General features: G+C 57.2%; 17 protein-coding genes. 16 read left to right on the plus strand and 1 reads right to left on the minus strand.

Annotated features, from left to right (window positions below; translation table 11 throughout):
• Positions 1–112 precede the first annotated feature (112 nt).
• The 9 genes from V6607_RS11520 (at position 113) to V6607_RS11560 (ending at position 10452) form a co-directional block, all read left to right on the plus strand.
• Entirely contained in the window at positions 113–1813 is a 1701-nt protein-coding gene (locus tag V6607_RS11520) for a sigma 54-interacting transcriptional regulator (protein ID WP_338743869.1), read from the plus strand.
• 261 nt (positions 1814–2074) lie between these two features.
• Complete coding sequence (locus tag V6607_RS11525; protein ID WP_338743871.1) at positions 2075–2329, plus strand: phenol hydroxylase subunit; 255 nt, start codon at positions 2075–2077, stop codon at positions 2327–2329.
• Between the two features lie 47 nt (positions 2330–2376).
• Complete coding sequence (locus tag V6607_RS11530; RefSeq protein WP_338743872.1) at positions 2377–3372, plus strand: aromatic/alkene monooxygenase hydroxylase subunit beta; 996 nt, start codon at positions 2377–2379, stop codon at positions 3370–3372.
• The gene (locus tag V6607_RS11535) at positions 3369–3641 is read left to right on the plus strand and encodes an MmoB/DmpM family protein (RefSeq protein ID WP_338743873.1); all 273 of its coding nucleotides are present in this window, start codon (positions 3369–3371) and stop codon (positions 3639–3641) included. Before V6607_RS11530 ends, V6607_RS11535 begins: the two co-directional genes overlap by 4 nt.
• A 53-nt stretch (positions 3642–3694) precedes the next feature.
• Complete coding sequence (locus V6607_RS11540) at positions 3695–5251, plus strand: aromatic/alkene/methane monooxygenase hydroxylase/oxygenase subunit alpha (protein ID WP_338743875.1); 1557 nt, start codon at positions 3695–3697, stop codon at positions 5249–5251.
• 74 nt (positions 5252–5325) lie between these two features.
• The gene (locus tag V6607_RS11545) at positions 5326–5685 is read left to right on the plus strand and encodes a phenol hydroxylase subunit P4 (RefSeq protein WP_338743876.1); all 360 of its coding nucleotides are present in this window, start codon (positions 5326–5328) and stop codon (positions 5683–5685) included.
• Positions 5686–5695: 10 nt separating this feature from the next.
• Positions 5696–6757 carry a phenol 2-monooxygenase domain-containing protein gene (locus tag V6607_RS11550; protein ID WP_338743877.1) on the plus strand — a complete coding sequence of 354 codons (1062 nt, stop codon included), beginning with the start codon at positions 5696–5698 and terminating at the stop codon, positions 6755–6757.
• A 292-nt stretch (positions 6758–7049) separates the two neighbouring features.
• Positions 7050–8708, plus strand: a complete 1659-nt coding sequence (locus V6607_RS11555; RefSeq protein WP_338743879.1) for a tannase/feruloyl esterase family alpha/beta hydrolase — start codon at positions 7050–7052, stop codon at positions 8706–8708.
• 460 nt (positions 8709–9168) lie between these two features.
• On the plus strand, positions 9169–10452 hold the full coding sequence (locus V6607_RS11560) for an OprD family porin (RefSeq protein ID WP_338743880.1): 1284 nt from the start codon (positions 9169–9171) through the stop codon (positions 10450–10452).
• A 24-nt stretch (positions 10453–10476) separates the two neighbouring features.
• On the opposite strand, the gene V6607_RS11565 is transcribed toward V6607_RS11560, so the two are convergent.
• The gene (locus tag V6607_RS11565) at positions 10477–11037 is read right to left on the minus strand and encodes a TetR/AcrR family transcriptional regulator (protein ID WP_338743882.1); all 561 of its coding nucleotides are present in this window, start codon (positions 11035–11037) and stop codon (positions 10477–10479) included.
• Positions 11038–11328: 291 nt separating this feature from the next.
• Here V6607_RS11565 and V6607_RS11570 point away from each other — a divergent pair, with 291 nt between their 5' ends.
• The 7 genes from V6607_RS11570 to hcaB are packed head-to-tail and all read left to right on the plus strand — an operon-like array spanning position 11329 to position 16381.
• Positions 11329–12144 carry an alpha/beta hydrolase gene (locus V6607_RS11570; protein ID WP_338743883.1) on the plus strand — a complete coding sequence of 272 codons (816 nt, stop codon included), beginning with the start codon at positions 11329–11331 and terminating at the stop codon, positions 12142–12144.
• A 4-nt stretch (positions 12145–12148) separates the two neighbouring features.
• Positions 12149–12445 carry an extradiol ring-cleavage dioxygenase gene (locus V6607_RS11575; protein WP_338743884.1) on the plus strand — a complete coding sequence of 99 codons (297 nt, stop codon included), beginning with the start codon at positions 12149–12151 and terminating at the stop codon, positions 12443–12445.
• Positions 12446–12452: 7 nt separating this feature from the next.
• Entirely contained in the window at positions 12453–13310 is an 858-nt protein-coding gene (locus V6607_RS11580) for a protocatechuate 3,4-dioxygenase (protein ID WP_338743885.1), read from the plus strand.
• Entirely contained in the window at positions 13303–13656 is a 354-nt protein-coding gene (locus V6607_RS11585; RefSeq protein ID WP_338743886.1) for a non-heme iron oxygenase ferredoxin subunit, read from the plus strand. The genes V6607_RS11580 and V6607_RS11585 overlap by 8 nt, the downstream gene beginning before the upstream one ends.
• A 39-nt stretch (positions 13657–13695) precedes the next feature.
• Positions 13696–15039 (plus strand): aromatic ring-hydroxylating dioxygenase subunit alpha, encoded by a 1344-nt coding sequence (locus V6607_RS11590; protein ID WP_338743887.1) that lies wholly within the window; start codon positions 13696–13698, stop codon positions 15037–15039.
• Between the two features lie 13 nt (positions 15040–15052).
• A complete protein-coding gene (locus V6607_RS11595) occupies positions 15053–15580 on the plus strand; it encodes a 3-phenylpropionate/cinnamic acid dioxygenase subunit beta (RefSeq protein ID WP_338743888.1) in 528 nt (175 codons plus the stop codon).
• Positions 15581–15589: 9 nt separating this feature from the next.
• Positions 15590–16381 carry a 3-(cis-5,6-dihydroxycyclohexa-1,3-dien-1-yl)propanoate dehydrogenase gene (hcaB, locus tag V6607_RS11600; RefSeq protein WP_338743889.1) on the plus strand — a complete coding sequence of 264 codons (792 nt, stop codon included), beginning with the start codon at positions 15590–15592 and terminating at the stop codon, positions 16379–16381.
• The last annotated feature ends 41 nt before the right edge of the window (positions 16382–16422 follow it).

Genomic DNA, 16422 nt, shown 5'->3' on the forward strand with positions numbered 1-16422 from the left:
TTGGCCGAAGCTATCGAAGCGCGACTTCATGATTTGCGACACGCAGTTCAGCAAATCAGCAAATTCAGCCCGGATGCGCCGACGATCAGCACTCCTGACATGCAGGTTCTCGATGCCTACTGCCCTCGATCCAAAGTTTCCAACCAGTCGCGATCTGGTTTCGCAAATCAGCTTCGATACCGACCAGGGTAAAATCTGGATGCAGGAGCAACGGATGCTCCTGGTCCACAGCAGCCTGTTCGCCAACTTGCGCAAGGAATTGATCAACACTCTGGGAATCCCCCGCGCCCGAGGTTTGATGATGCGCCTGGGCTACCATTCCGGGTGGCGCGATGCCAATCTTGCCCGGGCATTGCGCCCCGACCTTTCGACGTCAGATTGTTTTTTCGCAGGGCCTCAATTGGCATTGATCAAGGGCATGGTCAATGTCAAGCCATTGAAGCTGGAGTTCGATATAGGCAAAGGAAGTTTCTATGCTGAGTTCCAATGGCAGGATGCCTGCGAAGCGGAGTTGCACTTAAAGGAGCACGGACCTGTCAACGATCCGGTGTGCTGGCTTCTCACCGGGTACTCCAGCGGTTTTACTACCTATTACATGGGACAGAGCATCTTCTACAAGGAGGTGGACTGTCTGGGATGCGGGGCCAGTCACTGCCGAATCGTTGGAAAGCCTGCCGGTGAATGGGAGGACCGGGAAGAGATCGAACGGCTTCTGCAACCCGACTCGATGGCCGATGAATTATTGGCTCTGCAGAGCCAGCTGAGTCACTTGCAAGATAACGTCCGCGACAACGCCGAGCATGACGCCCTGATCGCCAATTCAGTGGGTCGCTCTGCAAGTTTTCGTCAGGCCAGCAAGTTGCTTCAGCGTGCGGCCTCAGGCCCGGTCAGTGTTTTGCTGCAGGGCGAAACCGGGGTCGGCAAGGAAATTTTTGCCCGTGGCTTGCACCTGCAATCAACCAGGTCCTCCAAGCCATTCGTTGCCTTGAACTGTGCCTGTATCTCGCCTGAGTTGATAGAAGCTGAACTGTTTGGCGTCGAGAAAGGCGCCTACACCGGGGCGCACACCAGTCGTGAAGGCAAGTTCGAGCGGGCTAACGGCGGAACGCTGTTCCTCGACGAGGTGGCGGAACTGACGCCCCGCGCGCAGGCCGCGTTGTTGAGGGTGCTGCAGGAAGGTGAGTTGGAAAGGGTCGGGGCGACGAACACGATCAAGGTCGATGTCCGTCTTGTGGCCGCTAGCCATACCGATCTGGCCGAGGCAGTCAAACTGGGCCGTTTTCGCGCGGACTTGTTCTACCGTCTCAACGTGTACCCAGTCCACATTCCCGCGTTGCGTGAGCGCAAGGAAGACATCCCATTGTTGGTGGATCACTTCCTCGGCAAGTACCGGACACTTTACAACAAGCGAATTTCAGGGGTTTCCGACAAGGCGATGCTGGCGCTGATGGATCACGCTTGGCCGGGAAACATCCGCGAGCTGGAAAATATGATTGAACGGGGCGTCATCCTCACCGATAACAATCAGATGATAGATCTGCACGGGCTATTCTCGACGGTGCATGAGCCAGGCCGCTCAATGAATCATATCGACACCCAAGGGCACCTGAAGTCCGCACCTGCGCCGGTCTCGGCCGATGTCGATCCGATTTGCGATGCATTGCTCAGCGATGCCTTCAACCTCGAAGAGTTTGAGGCGCGTCTACTGCGCACGGCGATGAAAAAAGTGGATGGCAACGTTTCCAAGGCGGCTCGGGTGCTGGGGTTGACCCGTGCCCAGTTGGCTTACCGACTGGAGAAAAAAGACAGTTGAACAGGCACTCTTCCGGCATCGCGAGTTGGCGGGTGGCGTGCCGGGCCGGATAGAGCAAATGCTGAAAAACGCTTCATCAAATGCTGAAATACGCTGATGACTCACTTTGCTGTAAGCCCGCAGCGATCGCCATTCATCTGGTCAGGAAATTAAAATAAATTGTTGTTAATCAATGGTCTATAAATAACAACCTACCCCAGCAATGGACTCTGGCACAGCCATTGCTCTGTTCTGCATCAGCCCCAACCAGGAGCCAGATGCATGAACCCATCACCCACTGCTTTCAATGATATGCCGCGCTACGTTCGCGTGCGCAGTTCCAGCGTTGATCCTTTCGTCGAATTCGACTTCGCGATTGGCGATCCCGAGCTCTACGTCGAGCTGGTACTGCCGCGATTGGCCTTTGAACAGTTCTGCGCCAACAACCGCGTACAGCACATGAACGCGCAGATGTCCGCGGCCATTGATTCAGACATGCAGAAGTGGCGCTACGGCGAGACAGATCCGAGCTGTTGAGCCCTGGCACGTCGCCCCCTATAACAACAATGACAGGACGCACGCCCATGAGCGTTGAAATCAAGACGACTACCGCCCAGACCCTACGCAACACCTTCAGCCACACCCGTCGCCGGTTTGGCGACAAGGTTGCCAGTCGTTATCAAGAAGCCAGTTTCGACCTGGAATCGGCGACCAACTTTCATTACCGGCCATTGTGGCAGCCGGACAAACTGCTCAACGATGCCACCCGTACCGCAGTGGTCATGGCCGACTGGTACGCGGTCAGCGACCCACGCCAGTACTACTACGGCGCTTATGTGCAGGCCCGGGCCAAGATGCAGGAAAATGCCGAGCACGATTACGCCTTCTGCGAAAAGCGCGACATGCTCGCCGGTCTGTCCGGCGCCAATATTCAGCTGATCAGCAAGCTGTTGTTGCCGCTGCGCCACGCCGAGATGGGCGCCAACATGAACAACAGCAATATTGCCGCCGACGGCTTTGGTACCAGCGTCACCCAGATGCATATGTTCCATGCCGTAGACCGCCTGGGCATCGCCCAGTACCTGTCGCGAATCGGCCTGATGCTCGATGACGGCGACGTGTTGTTGCTGGCTCAGGCCAAACAGCAGTGGCTGAGTGATCCGGTTTGGCAGGGCATGCGCCGCTACGTCGAGGACACCCTGGTGGTGCGTGACTGGTTCGAATTGACCGTGGCGCAGAACCTGGTCAGCGACGGCCTGGTGTACCCGCTGCTGTTCCACAAGCTTGACGAGCAACTGTCGGCCAACGGCGCGGGCCAAGTCGGCATGCTGACCGAGTTCATGCGCCTGTGGTTTGCCGAAAGCCAGCGCTGGGTCGATGCGATGCTCAAGACGGTGATCATTGAAAGCGCGGCCAACAAGGACCTCGTGCAGGGCTGGATCGATCACTGGAGCCAGCGCTCGGTCGAGGCGCTGCAACCCTTGACTGCCTGGGGTCTCGATGAGTCGGCACTGGATGCCGTTTGCACTGAGTTCGCCGCGCGCTTGAAAAAAATCGGCCTGACAGGAGCCAACGTATGACGTCCCTCGTGTACATCAACCTGCAAGACACCGATTACGCGCGCTCGATCGTCGGTGCCATTGTTCAGGACAACCCCCATGCCGAGATCCAGCATCAGCCCTCGATGATCCGTATCGAAGCCCAGGGCCGCCTGGATATCCGCCGCGATACGGTGGAGCTGATCACCGGCAGCCACTGGGATATTCAGGAAATGCTGATGTACGTGATCACCCTGGGCGGCAACGTGGTGGAAGAGGACGACAGCTTCTCCCTGCACTGGAGCAACTGACCGCCAGCCGCCATTGATTGTTCGATGCATAACAAGAATTCGGGAGTGCCATCATGGCTATGAAAAAACGCCTTAATGCCAAAGAGAAATATCGCTGCATGACCCGTGACCTGGACTGGGAGCCCAGCTACCAGACCCACGAGGATATCTACCCGCATGAGCGCTTCGAGGGCATCAAGATCACCGACTGGGACAAGTGGGAAGACCCGTTCCGCCTGACCATGGACAGTTACTGGAAATACCAGGCCGAGAAAGAGAAAAAGCTCTACGCGATCTTCGATGCGTTCTCGCAGAACAACGGCCATACCACGCTCTCCGATGCCCGTTACGTCAATGCGCTGAAGCTGTTCCTGACGGGCATCACGCCGTTGGAATACCAGGCCTATCAAGGCTTTGCCCGGGTCGGCCGGCAATTCAGCGGCGCCGGTGCGCGGATCGCTTGCCAGATGCAAGCCATCGATGAACTGCGTCACGTGCAGACCCAGATCCACGCCATGAGTCACTACAACAAACACTTCAACGGCCTGCATGATTTTTCCCATATGCATGACCGACTGTGGTTCCTCTCGGTGCCCAAGTCGTTCTTCGAGGACGCACGCACGGCCGGCCCGTTCGAGTTCCTCACGGCGATTTCGTTTTCGTTCGAGTACGTCCTCACCAACCTGCTGTTCGTGCCGTTCATGTCGGGAGCGGCGTTCAACGGCGACATGGCCACGGTGACCTTCGGCTTCTCCGCGCAGTCCGACGAAGCCCGCCACATGACCCTGGGCCTTGAGGTAATCAAGTTCCTGCTCGAACAGCACGAAGACAACGTGCCGATCATCCAGCGCTGGATCGACAAGTGGTTCTGGCGCGGCTACCGTCTGCTGACCCTGGTGGGGATGATGATGGACTACATGCTGCCCAATAAGGTCATGTCGTGGTCTGAAGCCTGGAGTGTGTATTTCGAAGAGGCCGGCGGTGCGCTGTTCAAGGATCTGGAGCGCTACGGCATCCGTGCGCCCAAGCACGTCGAGGAGGCCAAGATCGGCAAGGATCACGTCAGCCATCAGGCCTGGTCGATCTTTTACCAATACAGCCAGGCAACCAACTTCCACACCTGGATGCCGACCGACGAAGAGCTGGACTGGCTGTCATCCAAATATCCCGACACTTTCGACAAGATCTATCGCCCGCGCTTCGAGCACTGGCGTGCACTGCAAGAGAAGGGCGAGCGCTTCTACAACCCGACCCTGCCGATGCTCTGCCAGATCTGCCAGATCCCGCTGTCGTTCGGCGAGCCGGATGACCAGACCACCCTTAGCCATCGCGCCACCGAGCACGAAGGCGAGCGTTATCACTTCTGCTCCCCGGGCTGCTGCGACATCTTCGCGTACGAGCCGGCCAAGTACATCCAGGCATGGCTACCGGTGCACCAGATCCTGCAGGGGAATTGCGGTGGCGATGATGTCGAGTCGGTGGTACGCGACTACTACAACATCAACCCCGGCGAGGATAACTGCGAATACTTCGGTTCCGCCGAACATCGACGCTGGCAGGACTGGCACCCGAACGACCGCAATAGTGTGCCGGCCTCTGCGGTTGACCCGGACTTGCGCAAGACCGGTTGAGCACTGACTTTGCGTGCCGAAGCAAGCCTGCGGGCTTGCTTCCCCCCAGACCCACAACAATAAGGGAAACTATCATGCCCGTGACTGCCATAGGCGCCTATGACGCCCAACCCCTAGACCGCCAGGAAAATTTCCGTGGCCTGCAACTGGTGTACCTGTGCTGGGAAAAACACCTGATGTTCTGTGCTCCTCTGACCTTCCCGCTGCCACCGACGATGCTGTTCGGTGATTTCATCGAGCAGGTGGTCAAGACCGCGATTGCCCAGCACCCGGATGCAGCGCGGATCAACTTCAGTCAAGTGCTGTGGCGCGTCAACGATCGGCCATTCACCCCGGACAACAGTGCGAGCCTGATCGCCAACGGCATCGACCACAAGAGTCTGTTGCACCTCAACACCCCTGGCTTGAACGGCATTGCCGGCAGTTCCAACTGAGGAGAACGCCATGAGCTACCAAGTAACCATCGAACCCACGGGCGAGCAAATCGAGGTGGAAGAAGGCCAGACGATCCTTCAGGCTGCATTGCGCCAGGGCGTCTGGTTGCCATTTGCCTGCGGCCATGGCACCTGCGCCACCTGCAAGGTTCAGGTGCTGGAAGGCGAGGTGGATCTTGGCGCGGCCTCGCCCTTTGCGCTGATGGATATCGAACGCGGGGAAGGCAAGGTCCTGGCGTGCTGTGCGATTCCGCAGAGCGACTTGGTGATCGAGGCCGATATCGACGCGGACGCGGATTTCCTTGGCCATCCCGTCGAAGACTACCTGGCGGTAGTCAGCGCTTTGGTGGATCTGTCGCCGACCATCAAGGGCGTGCACCTCAAGCTTGATCGACCGATGGCATTCCAGGCCGGGCAATACATCAACCTGCAACTGCCCGGTGTTGAAGGCACGCGGGCCTTCTCGCTAGCCAATCCACCGAGCCGCCCCGATGAAGTCGAATTGCACGTACGCCTGGTCGACGGCGGGCGGGTCACCGGCATGATCCACGATGGTTTGAAGGTGGGCGATGCAGTGGAACTGTCCGGCCCCTACGGCCAGTTCTTCGTGCGCACCTCTCAGCCCGGGGACCTGATATTCATCGCCGGCGGCTCTGGATTGTCGAGCCCGCAATCGATGATTCTAACCCTGTTACAGGCCGGTGATACTCGCCAAATCGTGTTGTTCCAAGGCGCGCGCAACCGTGCAGAACTGTACAACCGCGAACTGTTCGAGGCACTGGCCCGGGACCACGCCAGTTTCACCTATGTACCGGCCCTCAGTCAGGCGGTGGAGGATCCTGAATGGACAGGGTTCAAGGGCTTTGTGCATGACGCCGCGAAGCAGCATTTCGACGGTCGCTTCAGTGCCAACAAGGCGTATCTGTGCGGGCCGCCGCCGATGATCGACGCCGCCGTCACGTGCCTGATGCAGGGACGGCTGTTCGAGCGCGATATTTTCATGGAGCGTTTCTACAGCGCCGCCGACGGTGGTGATACCAGCCAGCGCTCGGCGCTCTTCAAACGTATCTGATCCCTCGGAAAACCATGCGCTGCCGGCCTCGGCAGCGCTTTGCCCGGCCCCATCATCGGGGGCATCACGCAAATCGACACGTCGCGTCCAGGCGCACCTTTGCGCATGTTGAAGCCCCGGCAAATGCCAATCGCGAATAGCAAAAGATTGCAAGCTCCAGACTCATGCCTATGAAGTATTGATTCAATCAGTCCAGGTATTGGAGTCGACGCATCAATCATATTATATTTCAAAGTTGGCTAGCTATTGCTGGTGTAATTAACTGATGCGAGCAACTGAAAAAGGATTGTAAATGAGTATTGCAACTAGGGCGGCTACCGCTCTGGCTCTGGCACTGGCCATCTGCGGCGTTGCCTCCGTGCCTGCGTATGCTAGCCCCGTTGTTGCAGGTGCAACTCAGTGTTCCGCATTGAAGGGGTTGTCCGACGAGCATCTGAAAATCGTGACTGCTCAAGTTGTGCCGCGTGGCCCTCAGCAAAGCAGTGGAAACGCCGCTTTGACCGGGAGTGCAGACAGTGGGGCATCGATTTTTCCAGCGCACTGCCTCGTCCAAGGCAAAATAGACGCCTACCTCGGAGCTGACGGAAAACCCTACGCGACCAATTTCGAAATGCGCTTGCCTCTTTCTTGGGATCATCGCTTATTGTTTCAAGGCGGAGGCGGCCTGGACGGATCGGTCGCGCCGGCCCTGGGCCAGATCGTTGTTAATGGGTCTGCAGCCAGATCAGCGTTGGAGCGTGGGTTCGCCGTTGTATCCATGGACGGCGGTCACGAAGGTCAGGGTGCAGATTTCGCCGCAGACCAGCAAGCAAGGCTTAATTTCGCATTCGGGGCAGTAGGGCAGGTAACGACCACTGCAAAGTTGATAATCGCCAAATTTTATCTGCGAGCCCCTGATAAAAGCTATTTCATGGGGTGCTCAAATGGCGGCCGCGAGGCGATGATCGCGGCTCAGCGTTACCCAACACAATTCGACGGGATAGTCGCGGGAGATCCCGCGTTTAACCTCAGTGATGCGTCAATGCTCTCTCATCACGGCCTAGCCACATTCGCTAAGGTTTCCCCTATTGGGCCGAACGGTATTCCCGTCACGACCAAGGCATTTAGCCCTCAAGAACTGAAACTTGTCAGCGATGCTGTCCTAAAAGCCTGCGATGGCATGGACGGTGTCAAGGATGGGCTTATCTTCAACCAGGAGCAGTGTCACTTTGATCCCTCTGTACTTAAGTGCAGGTCGTCCGCATCGGATCAGTGCCTAAGCCAGCAAAAAGTTGACGTCCTCAAGGAAGCATTTGCAGGGCCGCGGGATAATGCGGGGAACTCGATCGTCGGGAGTTGGCCCTACGACGCCGGTGTAATTGGCGAGGGTTACCGAGAATGGCGTCTTGGAGGAGTGGATGCTCAAGGCAATGCACAGACGCCCATGGCAGATATGAGTGACGCGGTGCTCACTCGCTATTTCAATTACCCACCGATCGCCTCGCAGAAATTCAAGCCCATGGACTATTCAAAAATGCGAGCGGACGTTGCGCCGATGGCCAATTTGAACAACCCAACTGGGTTGGATTTCCGTACGTTTGAAGCTAAGGGTGGAAAGCTTCTGATGTTTACCGGCTGGAGCGATCCGGTGTTTACGCCGATCGACCTCACACACTGGTATGAGCGGCTTCAGGCTGCTGATCAAGTGTCAGAAGGAAAGGCAACGCAAACCTACGCGCGTCTATTCATGGTGCCAGGGATGAACCACTGCGGCGGGGGGCCTGCACTTGATAACTTCGATCCGCTTACTACTGTTGTGAATTGGGTTGAGCACGGGAAAGCCCCGGACTCAATAATCGCGACAGGCAGTAGCTTCCCAGGTCAGACGCGCCCTCTGTGTGCTTACCCCAAAGCGGCGCAGTATAGCGGCGTTGGCTCGACGAACGATGCGACGAGCTACGTCTGCAAGTAAACCCAGGTGAAAGCGATTGCGGGTACGGCCAGGCTGACCCGTACGCCTTCGTCCATGGCTAGCGTCCACTCAACTGACCCACGTTGGCTGGCGCAGGTCGCGGTGAACAGGATCGATGGCAGCCTTGGAGGGGCTGCCATGAGCCCAACGGCATCTAACGTTGAATTGGCCTAGGGTGTGCCGGGAGTGCCGCCCGCCCGCCTGACTGACCTCATGGCGGCAGGTTCATCCTCCCGGCCCTCGCGCCATGCAATTTTCCCATTCCAACATGCACGACTGCATCTTTATGTGCATATCCATACCTGTCCGGCATTACTGCGACCAACCCATAAAAATTTGCCATTGACAGCCTAAGCGCGTTCTTGAAATCTATAGATACACATACGAATGTGTATGGTAGGTGTTGTGCAGGTTTGCCCACGCCAAACCCAAAAACAAGAATAATTTTCAGGAACTCCGTATGGCCTCAATGTACCGTCTTACCGGAGCGGGCTTAGCAGCCTGCGTGTGGATCAGCCTCCCTCAAGCCGTTCAGGCCGCTGGATTCATCGATGACAGCAGTGCCAACCTGACATTGCGCAACTACTACTTCGACCGTGACTACAAGGGGGCGTCTGTGCAATCGGCGGCAAGAGAATGGGCGCAAGGTTTCATCCTGAATTTCTCCTCAGGATTCACTAACGGCCCTGTCGGTTTTGGGTTGAATGCTCAAGGTCTACTCGGGGTCAAGCTTGACTCATCCCCGGATCGCTACGGCACCGGCTTGCTTCCCTACAGCATGAATGCGCATGAACCGGCGGACGAATATTCCAAGCTGGGACTGACGGCCAAGGTCAAGATTTCCAGGACGGAACTTCAGGCCGGCACGATTTCCACGCTGCTGCCGGTGGCCTTCGCAAGCCCCACGCGGCTGTTGCCCCAGACATTCCGTGGCGCGTATTTGCGGTCAAAGGATCTTGAGAACTTTACCTTCCACCTGGGGTGGCTTGATCGTATGAATCAGCGCGACTCCACCAATTACCAAAAGATGTCAGTGGCCTCCCCGAATGGCCGCTTCAACGGAGCCGCCACCTCGGATCAGTTTGAATTCGTGGGTGGGGACTACCAGTGGTCGCCAGCCCTTGTGCTCAAGTATTACCACGCTGAATTGCAGGATGTGTACAAGAAAAACTACTACGGCTTCGAGCATGTTCTGCTGATGGGCCAAGACAAGCTCAAGACAGATTTTCGCTATTTTGTCAGTGACGAGGCTGGAGCGGCCAATGCAGGAAAGGTCGACAACCGTAACTTGGGTGTGATGTTCAGTTACATCCATGGTCCTCATAGGCTTGGGGCTGGGTTCATGCAGCTTAGTGGCTCAACGGCCATGCCTTATCTGGCGGGAACCGAGCCTTTGGTCATCAGCGAAGGCGCGCTCAGTGCGGATTTTCTCAACGCTCATGAGCGAAGCTGGCAAACGCGCTATGACTACGATTTTGCCGCTTCTGGGATACCTGGTCTGAAAGGGATGGCGCGTTACCTGCACGGCAGTGACATTGATCTACCGGTGCGGCTGGGCGGAGGTGGGCTCACCGAAAGCGAGAAGGATATTGAGTTTTCCTATGTGGTGCAGTCTGGAACCTTCAAGGACGTGACCTTCCGGGTTCGCCACGCATGGTATCGCAATGACTTCGCGCCAACGGCGAGCTTTCGTGACGACAATGAGTTGCGGGTCAATATCGACTACACCTTGGCGCTTTGGTAATACACCGCGCGCGTAAGGTGTTGATCACGGTATCAGCATTCCTGCCATCCGGGTGGTACGCTCCAACCGGTTGGCAGGGCTACTGTCGTCGGACAGTAGCGACAGTCCCAGTTGGTAGGAGTAGATGAGGAATGCCCGGTCGCGCGCCTGGGTTTCATCGACTTCAAGCAGTATCAACAGTCCCTCGATGTAGCTCAAACGGTGCTTGTCAACTTCATCGATAGCCTGACGTGCATGACGATCAGCGCGTGCCCAGGCCCTAATCCCCAGTTCGATCGCAGCTGCCTCTTGGGCGGCGTGACCATGATAGGGCAGTTCCAGTAGACGCCTGATCTGTTGTTCTGCCGATGTCTGGGCGGTGCGCAGATGCATGATCACATCCTCGGTGGCCCGGGCTCGCCAGCTTGAAAGGATGCCCTGGAGCAACTCCTCTCGGTTGCTGAAGTGGTGATAGAAGCTGCCTCGAGTGATCTGCAGCTCTTTGGCCAGAGTGTCGACCCGCACGGCATCGACGCCGCTTTTGCTCAAGACCTGCTGGGCCGCGTGAATCCAGTCCTCGCGGTTCAGATTAGGGCGAGATGCCATAGGTGAAAAGCCTTAACTCTAGAGTGGGTATGAAATATTCATGCCGCAAGCGGCTTCAAATCCTGATTCTAACGCCATCTGCTCAGCCGCGCAGCAGCGGCAGCGCATGCCAAGCACTGCGAGCCTCCTACATACAGGTCTGCATGTAAATTTATTCAGACCTGGAAAGTATCAATCTATAGAAACAAAGCCTTGTTACCATGCAGAACTGTATTGACGACCGCGAACCTACTGCCTAGCATGGACATACGAAACTGTATGTCCACAAAAACAAGAATCGCGGAGGTCGTCATGGAAGGTCAAGGTAAGACGCTGCTGGCTGCAGGGCATGCCACCCATTATCACGAGTCAGGCGCAGGCAAGCCTCTGTTCCTGCTTCACGGATCAGGCCCGGGTGTTTCGGGCTGGAGCAATTGGGCCAAAAGCATGCCTGCGTTCGAGGATTCGTGGCGCGTCATAGTTCCGGATATCGCTGGCTTCGGCTTTACGCCTTACCAGGAAGGCTTGAAGTACGACATCAAGCTATGGGTCAACCACATCGTTGCCGTCATGGATGCCCTGGATATCCAGAAGGCCTCGTTTATTGGCAATTCCTTCGGCGGTGCGGTGGCAATCGGGCTTGCGATCTTCGCACCTGATCGTGTTGAAAAGCTGGTCTTGCTGGGGACACCAGCAGGCGAGTTTCTGCAAACGCCAGGGCTACGTGGTGCCTATACTTACGAGCCTTCGCTGGAGAACATGCGCTCCCTGATGGAGCTGTTCCCCTACGATCCAGCATTGATCACCGATCAACTCGTCCAGAGCCGCTACCAGGCCAGTGCTCGTCCTGGCGCTCAGGAAGGGCTGCGCAAACTGCTTCCCGCACCTGCCGAGCAAGGCGACACCATCGTTAAAGGTTTTCCCGCTACCGCGCTTACCAAAATCGTCGCACCGACCTTAGTCGTCCACGGCCGAGAAGATCGAGTCGTGCCACCTTCGTGCGGTCTGCTGATTGCCAATAGTGTCCCGAATGCTGACCTGCATTTGTTCGGGCGATGCGGGCATTGGGTGCAAAGCGAGCAGTCGACCCGCTTCGTATCGCTGGTGCGTCATTTCCTGAGCGAGTAATGCCATGAGCCGTAATGTACTGGAAAGGGTGCTGTGGCAACTGTCTGTTGATCGGTCGGCCAAGGAGCGCTTTCGCTGCGATGCAAATCGCTTCCTATCGCGCTTCAGCCTGAGCGACGAGCACAAGCAGATGGTGCTGGGTTTTGATGTTGCCGGTCTGCAGCGCCTGGGCGTCAACCCGATGCTCACGATGGGCTTCTGGCAGGAACTGGCGCCTGATCGCGACATGGCCACCTACAAGCGTTGTCTGGGCGCTACCGAAGAACACATCGCGGCGTTCAGCGCTGCGCTTAAAGGTTGACTGAGCCATGGGCAAAATAGTTGGCGGCTTCTGGATGCCGCATGACCCGGTAATGTTCGTGGCGCCTGATGCGCCTAGCGAATCGGTCAGAGAAAAGATCTGGGGGGCGTTCGACCTCTGTGCACAGCGACTGGTCGAGCTTGAGCCCACCAGCGTCATCATTGTCGGCTGCGATCATTTCATTTTGTTCGGCCCTCACTGCTTGCCCAAATATGTCATCGGGACAGGCGATCTGGACGGGCCAGTCGAGAGCCTTCCTGGGCTGACCCGAGCGCCCGTCAGCAACCATTGCGCGCTGGCGGAGCACATTGTCGCAGAGGCTGAAACCCAAGGAATAGACTGGACGGTCGCCCGCAGTTTCACCGTCGATCACTCGTTTTCCATTCCTCAGCAACTGGTTGTCCAACCCGCCGAAAAGATGCTCGGGCGCACACTGCCATGTGTACCCGTGTATCTGGCCTGTGGCGCCGACCCGTATATCTCGCTGCCTCGAGCGGCGCAACTCGGCCGCCAGATACAGGATGCAGTAGCGTCATTCGATGCCAATGAGCGCGTAGTCATTATCGGTAGCGGCGGCATCAGCCATTGGGTCGGGACTGCGCAGATGGGGCAGGTATCAGAAGACTTTGACCGGGAAATTCTGGCCTTGGGCGTCGAAGGCGACGTCGCCGCCCTGACGGCCTACACAGATGAAGAAATCATTGAGCGCGCGGGTAATGGCGCTATGGAAATCCGCAACTTCGCCTGCGCCTTGGCGGCGGTACCTAATGCGCATGGTGAGGTATTGGCCTACGAGCCTGTTCCTGAATGGGTAACCGGGCTGGGCTTTGTGCAACTGCATAGTGGGAGTGCCCGACATGAGTGAAGTGTTGCTGTGTCAACGCGATGAGCTAGCGCCAGGCTGCAAGAAGAAGGTGGTCAATGATCAGGTCGGGGACATTTGTGTTTACAACCTGGACGGCACGTTCTACGCCACCGCAGACATGTGTACCCACGCCACCGCATCCCTGGCTGAGGGTGACATCGAGGATGAACTCATCACCTGTCCAGTGCATTGGGGGCAGTTTGACATTCGTACGGGGCAGGCAGTGACGTTTCCTTGCGAACGGCACCTGCGTACCTACCGGGTGATTGTCACCGATGGCGGCGTGTATGCCGACACGGCAAGCGAGTCGGTCGAGGCCGAAGCCATTGCAGACAGCCCTGTCTGAAGTGCGGTAACCCCCAATAAGAAAAACCGTGAGGCTCCCATGACGGAAATCATCAAGCTTAGGCCCATCGAGGCCAGCGAACCCTTGCGTAATCTGGATCGAATTTGTGACATGGAAAGCGGCCGCATGTCCGGCAAGATTTTCTGGGACAAGGACATCTACGAGCAAGAGCTTGAAAAGGTCTTCGCTCGCTGCTGGTTGTTCGTGGCCCACGAATCCCAGCTTCCCAAGTCCGGTGATTACCTGACGACCACGATGGGCGAAGACGAAGTCCTGGTTGTGCGTCAGAAGGACAAGTCCATCAAGGTCATGCTCAATGCCTGCCCGCATCGCGGCAACAAGGTCTGCTTCGCAGAAGCCGGCAATGCCCGCGGCTTTATTTGCAACTATCACGGCTGGTCATTTGGCGCCGACGGCGGCCGGCTGATGGGCATGCATGAGTCAAAATGCTACGAGGAAAGTGGCTTCGACAAGACTGAGCATGGCCTGCGGCAGGCCCGGGTAGCCTCCTATAAAGGGTTGGTCTTCGCCACCTTCGGTGCTGATGCTCCATCCCTTGAAGAATACCTGGGGCCAATGACCTGGTACCTGGACGTCATGCTCGACATGGATGAGGGGGGCAGCGAGTTTTCGGGCGGATGTATCCGCTCGACCATCGAGTGCAACTGGAAAATCGCCGCTGAGAACTTTGTCGGAGACATCCTTCACGGCGGCTGGACCCACGACTCTGCTGCGAAAGCGATGCTGGGTGGGCCAGTACTCAATGTGGGTGAGCTCCCCGAGTCATATTCGGTCAACTGGAACGGCCACGGCTACGAGTTTGCCACTGACGTGGTTGGCAATGCAGCGACACTGGGCGAAAGGGATATCAACAAATACCTCCACGTTCTGCGCCCTAAGGTTGCCGAGCGCCTGGGTGAGTTTCGCTCCAAGCTTATCGGCTCCGTCTCATCCTTCACGGTCTTCCCGAATTTCTCGTTCCTGCCAGGGCAAAACACGGTACGGGTGTGGCACCCCCGTGGTCCCGACAAAATCGAGCTCTACACCTGGGTGATCGTCAACAAGAGCGCACCCGAGGACATCAAAGAGAAGTGGCGCCGTGGCGCAATGATGACGTTTTCCCCGACCGGCGTATTTGAAATGGACGACGGGGAGAACTGGGAATACTGCACCAAGACCAGTCGCGGCATGGTGACTCGCTACCAGGATCTCTATGTCGGTCTAGGGATGCACACCCGCCTTGATGACACTGAACTGCCCGGCAATGTGTTCAAGGGACAGTTGAACGAGTGCAACGCGCGTGCGTTCTACCAGCGCTGGAAAGACCTGCTGCAGGCGCCGACCTGGGCGGATGTGCCCGACCGCAATGGCACGATGCGCTGAGGAAGTGATGAGCATGGAACTGACTAACGAACGCAACGTAACGGTGGACGAGGCGCGCCAGGTTCAGGCGTTTCTGCTTCGCGAAGCCCGCCTGCTGGATGATGAGCGCTGGGACGACTGGCTACTGACCGTGTCTGAAGCCATCCATTATTGGATGCCCGGCATTGAAAATCGCCGCCGTGAGGACAAGTCCGGCCCTTATACGCTGGAACACATGGCGTACTTCGATGACAGCTTGCGTGACTTGAAACGCCGAGTCGCGCGGTTCAAGCAACCCTCAGCGTGGGCTGAAAATCCACCCACCCGCAACGTGCACCTCATCAGCAATATCGAGGTATTTGCGGGTGAGGAGCCTGGCGACTATCTGGCGTATTCATGCTTCATGAATGTGCGCAGTCGAGGCCTGAATGAGTCAGCTCAATTGGTCGGCCGCAGGGAGGACGTGTTGCGTCAGGAGGCAGATGGGCTGAAATTGCTCAAGCGCAAGATCCTGATTCCGAACGCGATGCTGCTCTGCAAAAACATCAACACCTTTCTCTAGGAGACGAATATGGGTTGGCTCGAAGGGCAGGTCGCGCTCGTCACGGGCGGTACCGGAGGGATCGGTAGCGCAATCGTTAGACGGTACGTGGAGGAGGGCGCGCGCGTGGCGGTCATGGCGCGTGATGCAGGTCAGCTCTCAGCCCTCCAGGATGAGCTAGGCGACAGCATCATCACCGTCCGCGGCGACGTATCGAAAGCGATCGATAACCAGGCAGCCGTTGCAGCAACGCTTGAGGCATTCGGCAAGCTCGACACCTTTGTCGGTAACGCTGCTGTGTTCGATTACTTCACGCGCCTGGAGCGGATTGCTCCTGAGTCTTTTGAAGAGTCGTTTCAAAAGCTTTTCGCAATCAACGTGCAGGGCTATCTGCTGGGCGCACGTTGCTGCATCGACGCGCTAAGAGAAAGTCGTGGAAGCATGATTTTCACGCTGTCCAACAGCGCCTTTTATGCAGGTGGCGGCGGCATTCTCTACGTGACGGCCAAGCATGCGCTGGTGGGCATGATTCGCCAGTTGGCATATGAGCTGGCGCCTGACATTCGCGTCAATGGCGTTGCGCCCGGTGCGACGAATACCGCAATGAAAAGCCTGGATGGGTTGAATAAGCGCAGTACCCCGCTCAATCAGATCCCCGGCTTCGAGCAAGCTGCAGCTCATGCGGTGCCTCTGAAGTCCATCGCCGAGCCTGAGGATCATACGGGGCACTATGTGCTGCTGGCGTCGCGACGAAACGCGAGCCAGACCACCGCGAACATTATTCATAGCGACGGTGGTTGGGAGGTTAGAACCCAAGCGTGATCGTGGCTGCGTGTGCAATACGTCCAATAACTACAACAATG

It is taken from the genome of Pseudomonas sp. KK18 (genome assembly GCF_037094675.1).
Taxonomy (GTDB): Bacteria; Pseudomonadota; Gammaproteobacteria; order Pseudomonadales; family Pseudomonadaceae; genus Aquipseudomonas.